At 68.4% G+C, this 17,717-nt stretch carries 17 protein-coding genes; 6 read left to right on the top strand and 11 right to left on the bottom strand.

Translation table 11 applies throughout. The annotated features are described in order from the left end of the window. Positions 1-701: sigma-70 family RNA polymerase sigma factor (locus NA4_RS04790; RefSeq protein WP_067464432.1), on the bottom strand; the 701-nt coding region annotated here is incomplete at its 3' end. Positions 702-835: 134 nt separating this feature from the next. On the opposite strand from NA4_RS04790, the gene NA4_RS04785 reads away from it, so the two are divergent. Then, positions 836-1,183, top strand: a complete 348-nt coding sequence (locus NA4_RS04785; protein WP_067464429.1) for a DoxX family protein — start codon at positions 836-838, stop codon at positions 1,181-1,183. A 194-nt stretch (positions 1,184-1,377) separates the two neighbouring features. Here the strand turns inward: NA4_RS04785 and NA4_RS04780 are convergent, their stop codons facing one another. The 7 genes from NA4_RS04780 to NA4_RS04750 all read right to left on the bottom strand — a co-directional run bounded on the left by NA4_RS04780 (position 1,378) and on the right by NA4_RS04750 (position 8,759). Continuing rightward, a complete protein-coding gene (locus tag NA4_RS04780) occupies positions 1,378-2,964 on the bottom strand; it encodes a GMC family oxidoreductase (protein ID WP_067464426.1) in 1,587 nt (528 codons plus the stop codon). A gap of 97 nt (positions 2,965-3,061) precedes the next feature. Then, complete coding sequence (locus tag NA4_RS04775) at positions 3,062-3,640, bottom strand: TetR/AcrR family transcriptional regulator (protein WP_067464423.1); 579 nt, start codon at positions 3,638-3,640, stop codon at positions 3,062-3,064. Positions 3,641-3,673: 33 nt separating this feature from the next. Further along, positions 3,674-5,143: an FAD-dependent oxidoreductase gene (locus tag NA4_RS04770; protein WP_067464421.1), complete on the bottom strand. Its 1,470-nt coding sequence runs from the start codon at positions 5,141-5,143 to the stop codon at positions 3,674-3,676. A 12-nt stretch (positions 5,144-5,155) separates the two neighbouring features. After that, on the bottom strand, positions 5,156-5,560 hold the full coding sequence (locus tag NA4_RS04765; RefSeq protein ID WP_067464418.1) for a carboxymuconolactone decarboxylase family protein: 405 nt from the start codon (positions 5,558-5,560) through the stop codon (positions 5,156-5,158). Next, on the bottom strand, positions 5,557-6,432 hold the full coding sequence (locus NA4_RS04760; protein ID WP_067464415.1) for an NAD(P)-dependent oxidoreductase: 876 nt from the start codon (positions 6,430-6,432) through the stop codon (positions 5,557-5,559). Before NA4_RS04760 ends, NA4_RS04765 begins: the two co-directional genes overlap by 4 nt. 67 nt (positions 6,433-6,499) lie before the next feature. Next, entirely contained in the window at positions 6,500-7,252 is a 753-nt protein-coding gene (locus tag NA4_RS04755; RefSeq protein ID WP_067464412.1) for an SDR family oxidoreductase, read from the bottom strand. 37 nt (positions 7,253-7,289) lie between these two features. Beyond that, positions 7,290-8,759: an aldehyde dehydrogenase gene (locus NA4_RS04750; RefSeq protein ID WP_067464409.1), complete on the bottom strand. Its 1,470-nt coding sequence runs from the start codon at positions 8,757-8,759 to the stop codon at positions 7,290-7,292. 203 nt (positions 8,760-8,962) lie between these two features. On the opposite strand from NA4_RS04750, the gene NA4_RS04745 reads away from it, so the two are divergent. The 5 genes from NA4_RS04745 (at position 8,963) to NA4_RS04725 (ending at position 13,491) form a co-directional block, all read left to right on the top strand. Beyond that, complete coding sequence (locus NA4_RS04745; protein WP_067464406.1) at positions 8,963-10,165, top strand: cytochrome P450; 1,203 nt, start codon at positions 8,963-8,965, stop codon at positions 10,163-10,165. Further along, the gene (locus tag NA4_RS04740) at positions 10,165-10,974 is read left to right on the top strand and encodes an SDR family oxidoreductase (RefSeq protein ID WP_067464403.1); all 810 of its coding nucleotides are present in this window, start codon (positions 10,165-10,167) and stop codon (positions 10,972-10,974) included. The genes NA4_RS04745 and NA4_RS04740 overlap by 1 nt, the downstream gene beginning before the upstream one ends. 2 nt (positions 10,975-10,976) lie before the next feature. Beyond that, positions 10,977-11,171 (top strand): ferredoxin, encoded by a 195-nt coding sequence (locus tag NA4_RS04735; RefSeq protein WP_067464400.1) that lies wholly within the window; start codon positions 10,977-10,979, stop codon positions 11,169-11,171. A 137-nt stretch (positions 11,172-11,308) separates the two neighbouring features. After that, on the top strand, positions 11,309-12,901 hold the full coding sequence (locus tag NA4_RS04730; RefSeq protein ID WP_067464397.1) for a succinic semialdehyde dehydrogenase: 1,593 nt from the start codon (positions 11,309-11,311) through the stop codon (positions 12,899-12,901). Between the two features lie 104 nt (positions 12,902-13,005). Further along, complete coding sequence (locus tag NA4_RS04725) at positions 13,006-13,491, top strand: glutathione peroxidase (protein ID WP_067464444.1); 486 nt, start codon at positions 13,006-13,008, stop codon at positions 13,489-13,491. A gap of 139 nt (positions 13,492-13,630) precedes the next feature. On the opposite strand, the gene NA4_RS04720 is transcribed toward NA4_RS04725, so the two are convergent. The 3 genes from NA4_RS04720 to NA4_RS04710 form a co-directional block, all read right to left on the bottom strand. After that, complete coding sequence (locus NA4_RS04720) at positions 13,631-15,064, bottom strand: MFS transporter (RefSeq protein WP_084496811.1); 1,434 nt, start codon at positions 15,062-15,064, stop codon at positions 13,631-13,633. A 109-nt stretch (positions 15,065-15,173) separates the two neighbouring features. Then, the gene (locus NA4_RS04715; RefSeq protein ID WP_067464394.1) at positions 15,174-16,835 is read right to left on the bottom strand and encodes a sulfatase-like hydrolase/transferase; all 1,662 of its coding nucleotides are present in this window, start codon (positions 16,833-16,835) and stop codon (positions 15,174-15,176) included. 131 nt (positions 16,836-16,966) lie between these two features. Further along, entirely contained in the window at positions 16,967-17,653 is a 687-nt protein-coding gene (locus NA4_RS04710; protein ID WP_067464391.1) for a TetR/AcrR family transcriptional regulator, read from the bottom strand. Between the last annotated feature and the right edge of the window lie 64 nt (positions 17,654-17,717).

Raw genomic sequence — 17,717 nt, 5'->3', positions numbered from 1 at the left:
AGCCGCGAGCGGCGACGCAGCAGCACGGTTTCCCTGGCGACTGCCGCCGCGCCGCGCACCGTCGTCGGCAGACCGGCGGGCAGCGCGGCCGGGTCGGCGGTCCGGATCACGCCGGGTGCGAGAACAGCCAAGAGCCCGTCGAGATCGCCGCCGCGCGCAGCGTCGAGAAACGCGTCGACGACGTGCCGGTGCGCGGCGAAATCGGTTGGGGCCGTGGCATCACCGCGCACGCGATGGCGGGCGCGGCTGGCGAGCTTCTTGGCGGTCGCCGTCGTGCGGCCGACGATCGGCCCGATCTGCTCGAACGGCACCGCGAACAGGTCGTGCAGGACGAACGCGACCCGCTCGTCGGGGCCGAGCCGATCCAGCACCACCAGCAGTGCGCGTCCGACCGACTCGATGAGCACCGCTTCGCGCTCCGGTTCGTTGTCGTCGTCCGCCAGCCGGTCCACCCGGTCGAGCGGCTCCTCGCGCCGCGCCGCCCGGCCGCGCAACATGTCCAGGCAGATCCGGGACACGACCGTGGTGAGCCAGCCCGGCAGGTTCCGCACGTCCGCCACGTCGTGGCGGGCCAGCCGCAGCCACGTCTCCTGCACCGCGTCGTCGGCTTCGGTCGGCGAGCCGAGCATTCGGTAGGCGACCGCGTGCAGGTGGTCGCGCTGCGACGCGAACTCCCGCGTCAGTACGTCATCGGTGGGCATCTGTCACCTTTCTGCTGCACCGCCCGTCATCGGGATGACGGATTCGACAGCGCCCAGGTGACCGTGGCGCGGCGTCACCTTGCCGCCGTTCCACCTTCGCAGACCGGGCGCGACCGGACAGAAGGGTATTTCGCATGGTCATCGCCTATATTGCCGCGACGGTGCTAGCGGCCGCCGCCGCGTTGCTCGCCGCGGGCATCGATGTCGTTCGCGCCGAGTGGGTTCGCACGAACATGGGAGCGTACGGGGTTCCCGAATCTTGGCTGTCGCCGCTGGCCGTCATCAAGGCGGTCGGCGGCGCGGGGCTGCTGGCCGGTCTCGCGGTGCCGCCGATCGGCGTGGCCGCGGCCGCCGGGTTGGTCGCCTACTTCCTCGGCGCGGTGCTGACCGTGATCCGGGCGCGCTGTTATGCGCATATCGGATACCCGCTGCCCTATCTCGCGTTGGCGGCCGCCTCGCTCGCGCTGTCCATAGCGTCGTAAGCCGGTAGGCGAACGCCTCGGGCCCACTCAGTTGTACGCGCGGTGCCGTGTGTCCCCGGAGCGGGGCACCTCCCCGGTGGCCCGCATCACTCCATGGCGTACCGACCGGTTCGGAGCCGCTCGGCGGGGTCGTGACGGCACTGGACCGCCAGCTGCAGCGCGGCAGCGGCCTGTCCGGAAGGGAACGACGCACCTTATCCGGCGAGGATGAACTTGGCCGCCTGTTCGCCGATGAACACTGTGGGCGCGTGCGTGTGGCCGCGGATGATCAGCGGCATCACCGAGGCGTCGGCGACCCGGAGTCCTTGCACGCCACGCACTTCCAGTCGGGGGGTGACGACGCTGGCGGCGTCGGCGCCCATCCGGCAGGTGCCGACCGGGTGGTAGAGCGTGTGCGAATAGGAGTTCAGCGTCAGCTCCAGGGCGGCTTCCGGTTCGGTGGGCGCCTGCGGCGGGTAGATCAACGGGCCGAGCACCGCTTTCATCGACGGCTCGGTGGCGATGCGGACGCATTCCCGCAGTCCGGCCATGATGGCGGCGCGGTCGGCGCCCGCGCTGTCGGACAGGTAGCGCGGATCGATCACGGGCTTGGCGGAGGGGTCCGCGGCCGACAGCGCGATCCGGCCTCGGCTCTGCGGACGAAGCAGCACCGACGCCAGGACTACGCCATGCTCGGTCGGGTCCTGGAGTCCCTCGTAGAAGAACGGCGCAGGCGCGAAGATCAGCTCCAGGTCGGGCAGGTCCAGATCCGGCCTGCTGCGCACGAACCCGTATGCCTCGCCGACGTTCGAGGTGAGCATGCCGCGGTGGCGGATCAGGTAGTCCAGCAGTTGGCGCGGCTTCTCGGCGCCGAACAGCGAATCGCCCGCCACGCCGTAGCCGAGGGCCGCGACCAGATGGTCCTGCAGATTCGCGCCCACCTCGGGCGCGTGGTGGCGTACCTCGATGCCGTAGCGGGTCAGCTCGTCGCGGTCGCCGATGCCCGAGAGCATCAGCAGTTGCGGGGTGTTGATCGCACCGCCACACAGCACCACCTCGCGCCGGGCGGTCACCGTGTGCGTGGCGCCGCCTTGGCGGTACTCCACGCCGATGGCCCGCGTGCCGTCGAACAGCACCCGGGTGACCAGCGCCTCGCTGCGCACCGCGAGGTTCGGACGGCGCAGGGCCGGGCGCAGGTACGCGTCGGCGGTGCTCCAGCGGCGACCTCCGCGCTGGGTCACCATGGTCTCGCTGAACCCGTCCGGCTGCGGACGGTTCGGCGGCTCGACGTCGTAGCCCGCCTCTTTGACCGCGGCCAAATAGGCGGCGGTGAGCGAGCGCGGGCTGCGCTGGCGGGAAACGTGCAGCGGACCCTGGGTGCCCTCGTCGGGGTATTGGGCCTCCTCCACGCGTTCGATGCGGCGGAACTGCTCGACGGCGGCGGCGAAGCCCCACTCGTCCCCCGCCAGCAGCGCCCATTCGTCGTAGTCCGCGCGGAACCCGCGGACCCACATCATGGCGTTCATCGAGGACGAGCCGCCGTACATCTTCCCGCGCGGCCAGTAGATCTCGCGGTTCTTCAGCTCCGGCTGGGGCTGCGTGAGATAGTCCCAATCCACCTCGGAGCGAAAGAGTTTCGCGAATCCGGCGGGGATGTGCGCGAACTTGTTCTTGTCCGGCGGACCGGCCTCGAGCAGCGCCACTGTGGTGCCGGGATCGGCGCTGAGCCGATTGGCCACCACCGCGCCGGCCGATCCCGAGCCGACGACGACGTAGTCCGCGGAAAGCCCACCTGGTTGCACTGTTCCCTCTCCGATCTGCACCGACTACGGCAAAGATACGAGCAAGCGCGCGCGAAGGGTTCGGTTTCGGCGAACCCGGATGAAGTCACCGCCCGCGCTAGCGCAGGATGAGCCGCGCCGAGACCTCGATCCGGTCGGCGATTTCGGAATACGAACCGTAGCCCATGCCCGCCCGCACCAGCGCGCCCGCGTAGAGCAACTCCAGCGATTCGACCACGTCCGGATCCGGATCCGGGCCGAGCGCGCGGATGATGCGCTTGCGGATCTCGGCCCCGATACGCCCGCGCAGGTGCTCCACGTCAGGGTCGCGGCCGAGCAGGGCGCTGGTGACCGCGCCGGAGAGCTCCTGCTCGTCGGCCACCAGCATGGCGATAGTGCGCAGCTCGGCGATCACCCGGGTTTTCGGATCCGGGTCGTCGCTGACCGGTGACGGGGAGGCGACCAACCGCCGCCAGAAGATCTCCGCGACCAAGTGCTCCTTGGAGGAGAAGTAGGTGTACGCGGTGGCCGTCCCGACGCCGGCCGCGGCGGCGACCATCCGGATGGTCATGCCGGCGAAGCCTTCGCGCGCAAGCACTTCCACCGCCGAGCGGGTCAGCTTGTCCACGGTGTCGGCCTGCTTGCCGGAGAGCCTGCGGCGGGTCGCCTCCAGCATGACGGAATCGGGTTCGGACATGTGTCTGGATACTACTAGGCCGGACCGGGTGGTTCAGTTCTTGGCCGCGGCGATGCCCGCTCGCCGCCCGTAGAAGCTGCCGTCGCCCAGCGACGCGCCGCTGACATAGCCACCCGCGCAGAGACCGGACGTGCATCGGCCCGCCGCGAACAGCCCCGCGATGGGCTCGCCGGAAACATGCAGCACCCGGGAATCGAGGTCGGTGCGCAGCCCGCCGAGAGTGAAACCCGCGGTGAAACCGCGCATATCGAAGGCCGCCAGCGGGCCACGCAACGGGCGCACCCATTCCGGCTTCTTGCCCAGCAGTGGGTCTTCTCCGTCGGCGGCGTGCAGGTTGTAGCACTCCACTGTCGACTGCAAAGCCCGGCCGGGCAGACCCATTTCGGCCTCCAGTTCGGCGACCGTCTCCGCGACCCAGGTCGGCGGCTGACGGAAGAACGGCGTCGAGGTCTCGGTGGCCAGCGCGGCCTCGTAGGAGGCTTCGTCGAGCACCAGATATGCCTGGTTGTCCTGCTGGATCAGCGTCGCCTGCCCGATCCGGCCGGGATAGGTGTCCTCCGGGATGTAGCGCTGACCGCGGCCGTTCACCAAGATGCCGCGCGCCAGCAGTTGCGGGTCGCCGAAGAACGCCACCTCGGTGGCGTCCATGTGGGCCAGTTCCGCGCCGAGTGCCTGCGCCAGCCGGATGCCGATGCCGTCGTGTTCCTCGATCGCGGCGGCGGGCCTGCCGATCAGTCGCGGCGCGTACCGCTCGACCATCTCCTTGTGATAGGCGAAGCTGCCGGTCGCCAGGACCACGCCCCGCTCGGCACGCACCGCCACCTGCTGTCCGTAGCGGCGCGCCAGCACTCCGACCACGCGATCGTCGTCGTCGACGATCAGCCGCGTAATCCGCAGGTCGTATTCGACGCCGACTCCGAGCGCGTCCGCGGTCTCGGCCAGCGGCTTCATCAGCATGTAGCCGCCGCTCTTCTGGCCGATGCGCTTGTCGGCCATGCGCGGGACATGGCCACGCGGAGCCGGTGTCGCGATGGTGTTGAAAGGCGCGGCGTTCTCGCCGCCGGAGTACATCAGTCCCTCGTCGTGCGGCGGCTCCCAGCCCGGTTCGCCCCAGAACGCTTCCCGGAACGGCACACCGCAGGCCACCAGCCAGTTGTAGTGCTCCACGCTGCCGCGGCAATAGTCGGCGATCTTCGCCTCGTCCACGCCGGGACCGAGCGCGGCGAGCAGGAAGGTCTCCATGTTCTCCGGCGTGTCCCCGAAGCCGAGGGCTTGCTGCAACGGTGTGCCGCCGCCGAGGTAGATGAACCCGCCCGCCATCGCGGCCGCGCCACCCCAACCGCCGGTGCGCTCCAGGATCAGCACTTCGGCGCCCGTGCGCGCCGCCTCGATCGCCGCGCACACCCCGGCGATGCCATAGCCCGCGATCACCACGTCGGCTCGGTAGTCCCACGTCGTGACGCGGCCGGCGCGCAACGGGCGAATGGTGGTGGCATCAGACATGATTCGGATCCTTCACTGCTCGGCGCGATCGGACCGCTCGCGCGCGGCCTTCTTCTGTTGCGCGACAATCGTGCCAACCAGCAGGTCGAGTTTGGTGCCGTTCGGCCAACCGACGTAATGGCACAGGAACACGGCGATCTCGTGCAGCTGCTCTTCGGTGAGTTCGCCGTTGCGCAGCGCGGCCCCGATCTGGATGCCCGCGGTGTCGATGGCGCCTTGCGCGGTGAGCGCGCCGAGCAGCAGCAGCCTGCGATCGCGAATGGTGAGCCCTGGACGCGACCAGATCTCCGCGAAGAGGTGGTCGGCGGTGACTGCGAAGTGGGCGCCGGGGTAATCCTGGAACTCGGTGCCGTACACCTCGGCCATCTTGGCCAGTCCGCGCTGCCGCACAGTCTCGGCGGAACCGTTGTCATTCATGAGGAAAGCCTTTCCGATGATGTGCCCGCCCCGACGCCGAGTCCGGATCCGAGCCGGTCGAGGGCGAGTTCGGCCAGCGGCAGCGCGGTGCCGAGCCGTTGGCCGAGTTCCAGGGCCAGGCCGAGATCCTTCTCGCCGAGATCGCGCACGTGCCGCAGGATCGGCAGCCAGACGTCGCCGTCCTCGATCGGCGCGGTGGAATCGCGCAGCATGATGGCGCCGGGGCCGCCGGTGACCGCGTCGGAATGCCGCACCACCTTGCCGAGCGCGGTGATGTCCAGGCCTGCCGCCTCGGCAAGGCGCTGCGCCTCGCTGGCGGCGGCGAAGGACACGAACTGTAAGAGGTTGCGCGCCAACTTCATTCGTGTTCCGGCACCGATCGGCCCGGCGTGCACGATCAGATCGGCGAAGCGGCCGAACGGCTCGCGCACCCGCTCGAATGCGGCCGCGCTGCCACCGACCATGACCGCGAGCGTGCCGCGGGTCGCACCAGGCGCGCCGCCGCTGACCGGCGCGTCCACGAGTTCGACGCCGCGTTCGGCGCAGGTCACCGCGAGGTCCTCGGCGGTGCGGTCGCTGATCGTCGAGTGCACGGCCACCACGGTTCCCGGCGCGGCGGTCCGCAGCACTCCGTCGGGGCCGGTGACCACTTCCAGGACCTGGTCGTCGTTCACGACGGTGATCGAGATGATCGCGGCCTGCTCGGCCAGCTCGGCGGCCGAGGCAGCGGCGGCTGCCCCGCCTGCGGTGAACCGCTCGACCGCCTCCTGGCGGACATCGCACACCACGAGCCCACCCGGCCAGCCCGCCAGACGTTCGGCCATCGGCGCACCCATATTGCCCAGACCGAGAAAACCGATTCGCTCGCTCATTCCTCCACCTCGCCGGCGCTCGGCTCCAGAGGGAGCGAGCGCCCAGTCGTCCGAACGGGTTGCTCACTCATGACCGCACGATCTGTCCGCCGTCGACGTTGAAGATCTGACCGGTGACCCAGCTCGCCTCGTCCGACAGCAGGAACAGGCAGGCGCCGACGAGATCCTGCGGAGTTCCGATCCGTTTCAGCGGCAGTCGTTTGACGATGTCGTCGACGATCACGTCGGGGGTCACCGATTTGGTGGCGTCGGTGTCGATCGGGCCCGGCGCGATGGCGTTGATCCGGATGCCGGATCCGCCGAGTTCGAACGCCAACTGCTGGGTCAATCCGTTGACGCCGACCTTCGCCAGGCCGTAGAAGCTGGAATACAGCCATGCGGCGGTGGACGATTGGTTGACGATCGACCCGGCGCGGCGTTCGGACATGTGCGGCCAGACGGCGCGGGTCATGTTCAGCGCGCCGTCCATGTTCACGCTCATGAACGTCTTGTAGTAGTCCCATGGCACGGTGAGCAGCAGATTCAGCTTCATCTCGCCGTAGATCGCGGCGTTGTTGACCAAATGGTCGATGCCGCCGAACTCCGCTGCGGCGAAATCCGCCAGTGCGGTAGCCGATTCCGGATCGGCGACGTCGAGGAGTCCGAACACCGCGGTGCCGCCCTCGGCGACGATCTTCTCGACCACGGCCGCACCGCCGTCGGCGTCCTTGTCCGCGACGACGACGCTCGCGCCCTCGGCAGCCAGCGCCTGCGCGTAGGCCGCGCCGATCCCCCGAGCGGCGCCGGTGACGATGGCGGATCTTCCGGTGAAACGGGCCATGGAGTTCAGCTCCTCTGTATTGTCCTGCCGTTGTTGTTCATCCGGCGGTGGCGATCAGCTTGGTTTCCAGGTACTCCTCGAATCCGGCGACGCCCATTTCGCGGCCGATGCCGGATTGCTTGTACCCGCCGAACGGGGCGTCGGCGGAATACCAGACGCCGCCGTTGACGCTCAAGGTCCCGGTGCGCACGCCTTCGGTGACGCGCCGGATGCGGTCGGCGTCGGTGCCCCACACCGAGCCGGAGAGGCCGTAGGGGGAGTCGTTGGCGATGCGGACGGCGTCCTCGTCGCCGTCATGCGGGATGATCACCAGCACGGGGCCGAAGATCTCCTCGCGGGCGACGGTCGCGGTGTTGGGGACGTCCGCGATCAAGGTGGGTTCGATGTAGAACCCGCGCTCGCGCTGAGCCGGCCGGCCGCCGCCGACCACGATCCGCCCGCCCTCGGCGCGGGCGATATCGAGATAGCGTTCGACCCTGGCGCGCTGACGTTCGGAGATGAGCGGGCCGCAGACCGTGCGCGGGTCGGCGGGGTCGCCCGGCGTGATCGCGCCGAGGGTGGCCGCGGCGGCCTGCACGGCTTGGTCGTAGGCGGCGCGCGGGACCAGCAGGCGAGTGGTGAGCGCACATCCCTGCCCGGCGTGCACGCACACCGAGAACGCCGCCACCGCACAGGCTCCGGCGATGTCGGCGTCGTCCAGCACGAGGAACGCCGACTTGCCACCCAGTTCCAGGAACGCTTTCTTCAAGGTCGTCGCCGCGCCGGTCATGACGGCGCGGCCGGTGGCGGTCGAGCCGGTGAAGCTGATCATGTCGACGCGCGGGTCCTCGGTGAGCTGCGCGCCGAGCGCGTGGTCGGCGGAGGTCACGATGTTCACCACGCCGGCTGGGATGTCGGTCTCCTCGGCGATGATCGCCCCGACCGCCGCCGCGCACCACGGGGTGTCCGGGGCGGGCTTGAGCACCACGGTGTTCCCCGCCGCGAGCGCGGGGCCCAGTTTGGCGAAGTTGATCTGGTGCGGGAAGTTCCACGGCGTGATCGCCCCGACGACGCCGACCGGTTCGCGGCGCAGCACCCGGTGCGTCTTGATGCCCATCGGCTCGGCGACACCCAAATCGGTTTCCCACCCGTAGCTTCGGGCGAGCCCGGCCGCGTAGCCCAGGTCGGCGACCGGGCCTTCCAACTGCGGCCCGCCGGTGAGCATGGCCGGTGCGCCCGCCTCGGCGATGGTGAGCTCGCGCAGTTCCTCGACATGTGATTGCAGCGCGCCGCGTAACTGTTCGAGGCAGCGGGCGCGGAAAGCGTGATCGCGCGACCAGTCGGTGTGGTCGAACGCGGTGCGTGCGGCGTCGATCGCCGCGTCGAGATCGGCCGCGTTCGCATTCGCGGCGTGGCCGAGGACGTCCTCCGTCGCAGGGTTGACCGTCGCGAACACTCCGTCGGCGCCTTCGACCAGCTTGCCGCCGATCAGCAGACGCGACCCGTCGGCGGGCAAGAGGTTGTTCATGGACTGGCTCCGATGCTGTCTGGACACGTGTACGGAATATAGTCTTGAACGACGACAGGTGGCAATAACAGGTTCTAACGGAGAGATTGTCGGAGCACGGAGCCGGTGGTAGTGTCCAGACACATGTCCAGCTATCTGTCTCCGCGTCAGGAGCGGTGTCTCGGCAGCCCTCGGAACCTGTTACCGAATCTGGAGGGCGGGCGATGACGGCAGCGGTGCGGCCCGTGACGTTCGATCCGTACGACTACGCGTTCCACGAGGACCCGTATCCGACATATCGGCGGCTCCGGCTGGAGGCGCCGCTGTATCACAACCCGGAGCTCGATTTCTGGGCGTTGTCCCGGCACGCGGACGTGACCGCAGCGTTTCGCGACAGTGCGCGGTTGTCGAGTGCGAATGGTGTGTCGTTGGATCCGGCGGCATGGGGTCCGCACGCACATCGGGTGATGTCGTTCCTGGCGATGGACGACCCACGGCATATGCGGATGCGGCGGCTGGTCTACAAGGGCTTCACGCCGAAGCGAGTCGCGGAGATGGAAGACCGCATTCGCGAGTTGACGCTGTCGTACTTGGAACCGGCGTTGGCGGGGGAGGCGTTCGATTGGATCGATCAGGTCGCGGGCAAGCTGCCGATGGACGTGATCTCCGAGCTGATGGGCGTGCCGGAGGCCGACCGCACGGAGATCCGCAGGCTGGCCGATCTGGTCGTGCACCGCGAGGACGGCGTGCTCGATATCCCGCCGGCTGCGGCCGAAGCATCCATGAAACTCCTGAGCTATTACATCGAGATGGTGGCCGAGCGGCGACGTAGGCCGCGCGAGGATCTGACTTCCGCGCTGCTGGACGCCGAGATCGACGGCGACCGGTTGTCCGACCAGGAGATCATCGGATTCCTGTTCTTGATGGTGGTGGCCGGGAACGAGACCACGACGAAGCTCCTGGGTAACGCACTGTATTGGGGTGCGCGTAATCCAGGGGAGTACGCGAAGGTGGTCGCCGATCCGGATCTGGTCTCCGACTGGGTGGAAGAGACGCTGCGCTACGACACCTCCAGCCAGATAATCGCGCGTACCGCGACGGAGGACCTCGCCTACCACGACGGTTCCATTCCGGCAGGCGCCAAGGTGCTGTTGCTGATCGGCTCAGCCAACCGCGATTCCGAAGTTTTCGACGACGGCGACAGCTTCCGCATCGATCGTGCCGACAAGTCCGGACTGGCCAGTTTCGGCGCGGGCGTGCACTTCTGCCTCGGCGCGCATCTGGCGCGGCTGGAGGCGAGCGTCGCCTTGCGCGAGTTCGCGTCCCGAGTGCGCGCCTACGGCGTGCTGGACTCCGGCATCGCGCGCGTGCATTCCTCGAACGTGCGCGGTTTCGCCCACCTTCCGATCACCGTGGAGTACCGATAGTGCCCAGATTCGCACCCCATCCGGAATGCAGGCCCGCCCTCATCTCCGGAGCGTCCTCCGGGATCGGTGCGGCCACCGCCGCGGCGCTGGCCGGACTCGGCCATCCGGTCGCGCTGGGCGCGCGCCGCGTCGAGCAGTGCGCCGAACTGGCGGACAAGATCCGGTCGAACGGTGGCGAGGCTTTCGCACACCGGTTGGATGTCACCGAGCCGGACTCGATCGAGGAGTTCGTGCGCGCCGCTGAGGACGCGTTGGGGCCCACCGAGATTCTGGTGTCCAGCGCGGGCGATATCGAGTTCGGCCAGGTGCACGCGATGGATCCGGAACGATTCCTGCGTCAAATGCACGTCCATCTCGTCGGCGCGCATCGCTTGGTGCACCGGGTGCTGCCCGGCATGCTGCGCAGGGAACGCGGCGACGTTGTGCTGATCTCGTCGGACTGCGCGCCCCAGCCACGCCCGCGCACCGGCGCCTACAGCGCCGCCAAAGCGGGTCTGGAGGCGATGGCCGCGCAAATGCGGATGGAGCTGGAGGGCACCGGAATTCGCGCCTCGTTGGTGCGGCCCGGCCCGACCCTCACCGGGATGGGCATGGACTCCACGCCGGAAGTCGTCGGTCCCTTGCTGGAGGACTGGAAGACCTGGGGATTCGCCAGGCATCCGTCCATGTTGCGCGCGGGTGACCTGGCCGCCGCGGTGGTCGCGGTGGTGTCGACGCCGCGGGGCGCGCATCTGGTTCTGGTCGAGGTGCAGCCCGAGGCACCGGTGCGTCCGCTCGATGCCTCCCCCGACGAGGAGAACGGGAGTTGACCATGCGAGTGCTGGCCGATCTGGATCTGTGTCAGGGGCACGCGGTGTGTCAGGACGAGGCACCGGGCGCCTTCCATGTTCCCAAGCGCGGCAAGGTAGAGATTCTCGATACCGCCGCCGGTTCGTCATCGGCCGATGTGCAGCGCGCGGTCCGCTACTGCCCGACGCAGGCCTTGTCGATGGTCGCGGACGACTGAGCGAAATCTCCGGCCGCGGCGGGTAGGCATGTGCCGCCGGGGCGAATACCATGGACGAAAACCGGAACGTGTTCTAATTTAGGTCCGGTATCCGGCCCGGCACCTGCGGCGATGCCCGACGTCATGGAGAAGACCCGATGAGCACAGCACACACCGAGAAGGCGGCGGGCACGGTGCCCGCCAGGATCACCGGGGAGCTGATCGAGCGGCTGACCGGACTGGTCGCCGCCGACGGCAGCGCGGCGGCATTCCCGATGACGGAGGTCTACACCGGCGCACCGGTCGGCGACCTGCCGCAGTCGACGCCGCAGGACGTGCTGGCCGCGTGCGCGAATGCCCGTGCCGCGCAGACCGACTGGGCCGCGCTGCCGCTGCGGGAACGGCTGCGTGTGTTCGAGCGGGCCCACGAACTGATCCTGCGCGAGGTGGAGACCATCGCCGACCTCATCCAGATCGGCTGCGGCAAGACCCGCCGCATGGCCGTCGAGGAATCCTGCGACGTGCCGATGGTGATCAGCCACTACCTCAAGACCGCGCGCCGCGTGCTGCGGCCGAAACGGCGCGGCGGTCCGATGCCGCTGCTGACCACCTCGACCGAGGAGCATCGCCCGAAGGGCCTCGTCGCGGTGATCGCCCCCTGGAACTTCCCCTTCGCCATCGCGCTGTCCGATGCCATGCCCGCGCTCATGGCGGGCAACGGCGTCGTGCTCAAACCGGACAACAAGACGGCGTTGTGTGTGCTCTTCGGCGTCGAATTGCTGCACCGCGCCGGGCTGCCGCGCGGACTCGTTCAAGTGGTGTGCGGCGAGGGACCCGACATCGGGCCGACCCTGATCGGCAACGTCGATTTCGTCATGTTCACCGGCTCCACCGCCACCGGCCGGATCGTCGGCGAGCAGGCCGGACGCAACCTCATCGGATGCAGCCTGGAACTCGGCGGCAAGAACCCGATGATCGTGCTTGCCGACGCGAACCTGGACGAGGTGATCCCCGGCGCGGTCTTCGCGGCGTTCGCCAACTCCGGGCAGGCGTGCATGCACATCGAACGGATCTATGTGCATCGCGACATCCACGACGAGTTCGTGCGCCGATTGGTCGCGGCCGCCGCGGAATTGAACGGCAAGATCGGCGCCGCCTACGACTACACACCGGAATTCGGTTCCCTGGTCTCCCAGCAGCATCTCGAACGGGTCGCCGCCCATGTCGACGACGCCCGCGCCAAAGGCGCCACCGTGCACGTCGGCGGAAACGCGCGCCCCGACATCGGTCCCGCCTTCTACGAAGCCACCGTGCTGACCGGCGTGACACCGGAGATGACCCACGCGACGCTGGAGACCTTCGGCCCGGTCGTCACCGTGTATCCGTTCTCCGACGAACGGGAGGCGGTGCGGCTCGCCAACGCCACCGACTACGGCTTGAACGCCAGCGTGTGGAGCCGCGACCTGGCGCATGCCAACCGCATCGCCGCGCAGTTGCAGGCGGGCAATATCAACATCAACGACGGCTTCGTAGCGACCTACGCCGCCAAGGCCACGCCGTCCGGCGGTGTCAAGCAGTCCGGTGTCGGCACCCGCCACGGCGACCAGGGCCTGCTGAAGTACACCGACACAGTGAACGTCGGCGTGCTCAAGCGGCAGGTCCTCGCTGCGCGGGCGGGTCAGCCGTACGACAAGCAGCTGAAGATGACCCTGATGTCGCTGCGGCTGATGCGCCGAACCAGATTGCGCTGAGCGTGGTTCGCAACGCGCGACCGGCGACGGCCGCCTACCCGGACGATCCGGTAGCGTGGCCGTCGGGGTGGATCAACGATCAAGAATGGGCAGGTCCGATACGAATGAGCCTTCGAGACGTTCCGCTACGCACATTGTCCGGCGAGCCGACGACCCTGGCCGACCTGGTCGGCGACAACGCGGTCCTGCTGGTCAACGTGGCCTCGAAATGCGGCCTGACACCGCAGTATTCCGGCCTGGTCGAGCTGCACAAGTCCTTCGGCCCCCGCGGATTGCGCGTGGTCGGCGTACCGTGCAACCAATTCATGGGCCAGGAACCGGGCACCGCGGAGGAGATCCAGCAGTTCTGTTCCACCACCTACGGGGTGGACTTTCCGCTGCTGGAGAAGACCGACGTCAATGGCGAAAACCGGCACGTGTTGTACCAGACCCTGGTGGAGTCGGCCGACGCCGACGGCAACGCCGGCGACATCCAGTGGAACTTCGAGAAGTTCCTCATCGACCGTGATGGGAAAGTAGCGGGCCGCTTCCGCCCGACCGTGACGCCGGAGTCGCCCGCACTGGTCGCGGCGATCGAAACCGTGCTCTGAGAAGCCGCGGAGAGCCGGAGCGGTCGTCCGCGCCGACGACCGCTCTGCTCAGGGCGGGCGCTCGGCCCCGGAATCACAACGGCTGAGCCGGCCACGCTCGGTCCCGGAGACAGCGCCGGCTCAGGGATCCGCCGCTGTGTTATCGCGCCGCGCGGGCCGCGAAGGCCGCGGCGAGCAATACAGTGACGCCTTCGGCGACGGCCGTGACGCCGAGAGCGTGCGCGGCGCTCGACACCGTGCTGCCCGCGAGGCCGAGGAACAGCGACCCGAAGGTGGCGATGCCGACCACGATGCCGAGTTGCACGGTGGTCACCAGGATGCCGCTCGCGTCGGCCGCCAGGGTCATCGGGATCTTGGCCAGCGTGCGCGTCATGAGCGGGCTGAACGCCAGGCCGTTGCCGAGGCCGCAGACGCCGAGCAGCACCAGCGCGATCACGCCGACATCGGCCCCGTCGCGCAGCAGCGCGCCGAGCGCGACCATGCTCGCCGATCCCAGCACCAGACCGAGCGGAATCATGCTGGTGTGGAATCGATGCGGGATCCGCTCCCAGTTCAGGCTGGCCACCGCGAAGGTCGCCCCGAGCGGGACGAACAGCAGGCCTGCATGCAGCGCGCTGTAGCCGAGCGTGCTCTGCAGGTGGATCGCCATGACGAACATCCAGCCTCCGAAGGTCGCCATGATCACGAACAATGTGACCGCCGTGAGCACCAGTCCCGGAGCCGCGAGAACTGGCCGGGCGAACAATGGTTCGCCGCCGCGCGCCGCGACCAGCCGCTCGATGGCCACGAACAGAATGAGGCCGGCAACGCTGGCGCCCAGCGAAATCCACGCCCACAGCGGCCAATCCAGCTCACGGCCCAAAACCAGCGGAAGCACCAGCAGCAGCACCGAAACGGTGAGCGTCGCCAACCCGGGTAGGTCGAGTGTGCGCTCGACGCGCTGGGTCGCCGACGGCAGGACGCGCGGCGCCACGGCGAGCAGCACGACGCCGATCGGCACATTCACCAGGAACACGCCGCGCCAACTGCTGCCGAACAGGTCGGCGTTGACGATGATCCCGCCGAGCACCTGTCCGGCGACCATGCCGCCGGAGATGATCGCCGAGTACAGACTGAGTGCCCGCGCCCTGGCGTCACCGGTGAAGGTGCGCTGGATGAGCGTCATGATCTGCGGCACCATCGCTGCCGCGCCGACTCCCTGCGCGAACCGGAAGACGATCAGCGACGACTCGTTCCACGCCAGTCCGCATGCCAGTGAGGCCAGCGTGAACGCGGCCAGTCCCGCGATGAATGTGCGGCGCTGGGTGAACCGGTCGCCGAGCCGCGCCCCGGTGACCAGCAGGACGGCGTAGGCGATGACGTAACCGGCGACGATCAGCTGCAGAGCCGAGCCGCTGGTGTGCAACGAGCCGCGAATCGAGGGAATCGCCACATTGACGATGGAAGCGTCGAGCACGGCCATGAACTGGCCGGTGAGGATGACCGTGAGGACGGCCAGCGGGCGCCGCGCTCCCAGCGCGGCGGTCGGTGCGGCGGCGCGCGCCGCCGCACCCGGCGAGATGGTCTGTGTCATGCTCTGAGCTTGCGGTGTGCCGGGCACCAGTAACAGGAGCCCAGTAACACTGGTACTGGCAGCACCAGGCTGAGCGATGTGCCAGGGGAGATCGGCCTCCGAGCCTGCGCTACGGCTTGGGCACAGCATCCAGCAGAGCGTTACCGATCCGCTCGGCTTGGATCAGGACGTTCGTCTGTGCCGATATGTAGTCGCCGATACCTTCCTCCTGGGCGGCCCGCAGATACGGCGGCAGCGGCTGCTGGATCTCGTTCCGGATGACGTTGTCCAGCAGCGATTCCATCTCCCCGCGCAACGGGTTTCCGGTCGCGGCCTGGTTGTCGAGCTCGAGCCTGCCGCCGTCGGTGCTGTAGTCGTAGAGTTCGAATTCCTGCTCAGCAGCCGCATCGATCTGGACCTGGCCGCGCACCCAATGGGAATAGGACGTGAATTTCGCGTCGGCGGTGCGCACCATCGCCACGTGGCCAGGCGCGTTCTGGTTGAACAGGATCGCGGCCTCTTCGATCGAATCCTCGTCGGTGGTGTGCGCGACCCAGGGACGGCCTGCGGCGCCCGGGTTGCGGCAGATCGCGGCGATGTCGAGTCGCCCGCTGAGGTGTTCGTAGCGTCCATCGCCGCGCCAGTCGTTTCCGCCGGTGGCGATGGTGAGCAGCAAGGGCGTGAAATCGACGCTGGAGCTGAGCTGGGTCCTGCTGCTCGTACCCGCGACCGGGCTGAGGTAGCCGCGCGGATCGTGGACGTAGAGCGGAACCCGGATCGCCTCGTCGTAGGAGGCGCCGCCTTTGCCGTGCAGGCCGTGCGAACCGGCGTAGTCGCCGTGATCGGAAGTGAAGACGATGACGGTGTTGGCCGCTACATCGGGGCGGGAGTTCAGGGTGTCGAGCACACGTCCGATCTGGATGTCGACCTGCTGCTGTGCCCAGAGATAGAGGTTGCGCATGTCGATCCAGGCGTGCATGGCTTCCGGCGTTCCGTAGGGCGCGGCCCCGAACGCCACGGCGGAGACCTCGACCAGCGCCATCTGCAGCCGCGGCTTCTTCGACAGTTGTTCCAGTGATTCGAAATTGGGCGGAAGGTCGTTCATCCAGCGCGGGATGTCGGCGTTGAATTGCTCGCGGCGCGTCCAGCGCGGCCACCACTGGATGTCGTGCGGGTTGACCAGCGACACGGTGGTGCACCAGGGAGCGCTGCCGGAATCGTTGTGGAACCAGTCGACGAATTGGTCGACGATCTTCGGATCCGCTTGCAGCCCTTGGCCCGGCGCGCCGTTGGGAGAGGGATAGGTGCCGCCGTGGAAGCCGTACGCTTCGAGCGCGCCCGGCGTGCGATCCGGGTAGCTACCGAGATGCCACTTGCCCCAGTAGGTGGTGTCGTAGCCGTGCTCGCGCAGCATCGATCCCCACGTCGGGAACAGCGGCGTCAGCGTCGACTCCGACACGACCATCACGCCGGTCTGCTGCGAGTAGAGGCCGGTGAGCAGGCAACCGCGAGCCGGTGTGCAATCGTTCGCCGCGGTGTAGTGGTTCTCTAACGACACCCCGCCCTCGCGGATACGGGCGATATTCGGCAGCACGCGATCCACCGTCCCCTGATCGGGAAACCACATGGGTGTGCGCATCTCGTCCACGATGATCACGAGGATGTTCGGCTGGTCCGGATCGATATCGGCTCGCGCCTTGCCCGGTGCGGTCCCGGCCGAGACGGCGGCCGCGGCCGTTGCCGAGGTGGCCGCGCTGGTCAGAAATCCCCTTCGAGTGAACGAGCTCGGCAATGTTCCTCCACGAATGAGTGATGTTTCGGTCGTCGAGTGGAACGCGGCGTATCTCGGTTCAGCCACCGTAGCGTCGAGCGGTTGGCGGTTGCTCCAACTGGCCGGAGACACGCCGTTGCCGTGCCGGACTGCTATGGCAGCCCCACCAGGTCCGCCATCAGGTTCATGTGGTGGGCGAAGTACTCGGCGCTGGCTTCGATGGTGTTGTCCAGTCGCCCGAAGATTTCGAAGTTGAGCAGGCCGAACAAGTGGGTCCAGCCGACGAAGACCCGGTCGAGCACCTCTTCGGGCAGTTCGGCGGATTGCTGCTCGATGAGGTGGCGCAGGTCGGCTCGGAGAGGCGCTGGCAGTGGAGTCGGAAGCGGCGGCGGCGTCAGCTCTTTCGCGCCGGCCTGCGCGATGGCGACGAGCCGGAACACAACGGCGGCTGCGGGCGCCACGGTGTCCTGTGGTGCGTTGTAACCGGGCACCGGACTGCCGTACAGGAGGCCGTACTCGGCCGGATGGGCCAGCGCCCAGTCCCGCACGGACGAGCACACCGCAAGCCACCGGCCGCGGAGGTCGGTGGCGGGCAGCTTCGCGTCGGCGGCTTCGGCGGTAGCGGCGAGTGCTCGGTACGCCTCCATGATCAGAGCCGTCAGCAGGTCGTCGCGGCTCGGGAAGTATCGGTACAGCGCGGAGGCGACGATGCCCAGGTCGCGCGCGACACCGCGGAGGGACAGATTCGCGCCGTCCACCGCCAGCCGCTTGCGGGCGGCAGCCTTGATCTCCTCTGTCATCTCGGAGCGGACGCGGGCGCGCACTGACGAAGCGGACATGCCGGAAGTATAGAGAACAAGTAACCGTTCAGAGAACGGCTGCGCGAATAGAGAACACTGTTCT

The sequence above is a fragment of the Nocardia amamiensis NBRC 102102 genome (assembly GCF_001612745.1).
In the GTDB taxonomy this organism is placed as follows: Bacteria; Actinomycetota; Actinomycetes; order Mycobacteriales; family Mycobacteriaceae; genus Nocardia; species Nocardia amamiensis.
The sequence above is the reverse complement of the archived record's forward strand: the minus strand, read 5'-3'. Positions and strand labels throughout refer to the sequence as shown.

Coding starts and splice junctions, on each gene's coding strand:
- NA4_RS04745 (WP_067464406.1), top strand. CDS start 8,963: ATGACGGCAGCGGTGCGGCCCGTGACGTTCGATCCGTACGACTACGCG.
- NA4_RS04735 (WP_067464400.1), top strand. CDS start 10,977: ATGCGAGTGCTGGCCGATCTGGATCTGTGTCAGGGGCACGCGGTGTGT.
- NA4_RS04765 (WP_067464418.1), bottom strand. CDS start 5,560: ATGAATGACAACGGTTCCGCCGAGACTGTGCGGCAGCGCGGACTGGCC.
- NA4_RS04725 (WP_067464444.1), top strand. CDS start 13,006: ATGAGCCTTCGAGACGTTCCGCTACGCACATTGTCCGGCGAGCCGACG.
- NA4_RS04730 (WP_067464397.1), top strand. CDS start 11,309: ATGAGCACAGCACACACCGAGAAGGCGGCGGGCACGGTGCCCGCCAGG.
- NA4_RS04760 (WP_067464415.1), bottom strand. CDS start 6,432: ATGAGCGAGCGAATCGGTTTTCTCGGTCTGGGCAATATGGGTGCGCCG.
- NA4_RS04785 (WP_067464429.1), top strand. CDS start 836: ATGGTCATCGCCTATATTGCCGCGACGGTGCTAGCGGCCGCCGCCGCG.
- NA4_RS04770 (WP_067464421.1), bottom strand. CDS start 5,143: ATGTCTGATGCCACCACCATTCGCCCGTTGCGCGCCGGCCGCGTCACG.
- NA4_RS04720 (WP_084496811.1), bottom strand. CDS start 15,064: ATGACACAGACCATCTCGCCGGGTGCGGCGGCGCGCGCCGCCGCACCG.
- NA4_RS04775 (WP_067464423.1), bottom strand. CDS start 3,640: ATGTCCGAACCCGATTCCGTCATGCTGGAGGCGACCCGCCGCAGGCTC.
- NA4_RS04750 (WP_067464409.1), bottom strand. CDS start 8,759: ATGAACAACCTCTTGCCCGCCGACGGGTCGCGTCTGCTGATCGGCGGC.
- NA4_RS04710 (WP_067464391.1), bottom strand. CDS start 17,653: ATGTCCGCTTCGTCAGTGCGCGCCCGCGTCCGCTCCGAGATGACAGAG.
- NA4_RS04755 (WP_067464412.1), bottom strand. CDS start 7,252: ATGGCCCGTTTCACCGGAAGATCCGCCATCGTCACCGGCGCCGCTCGG.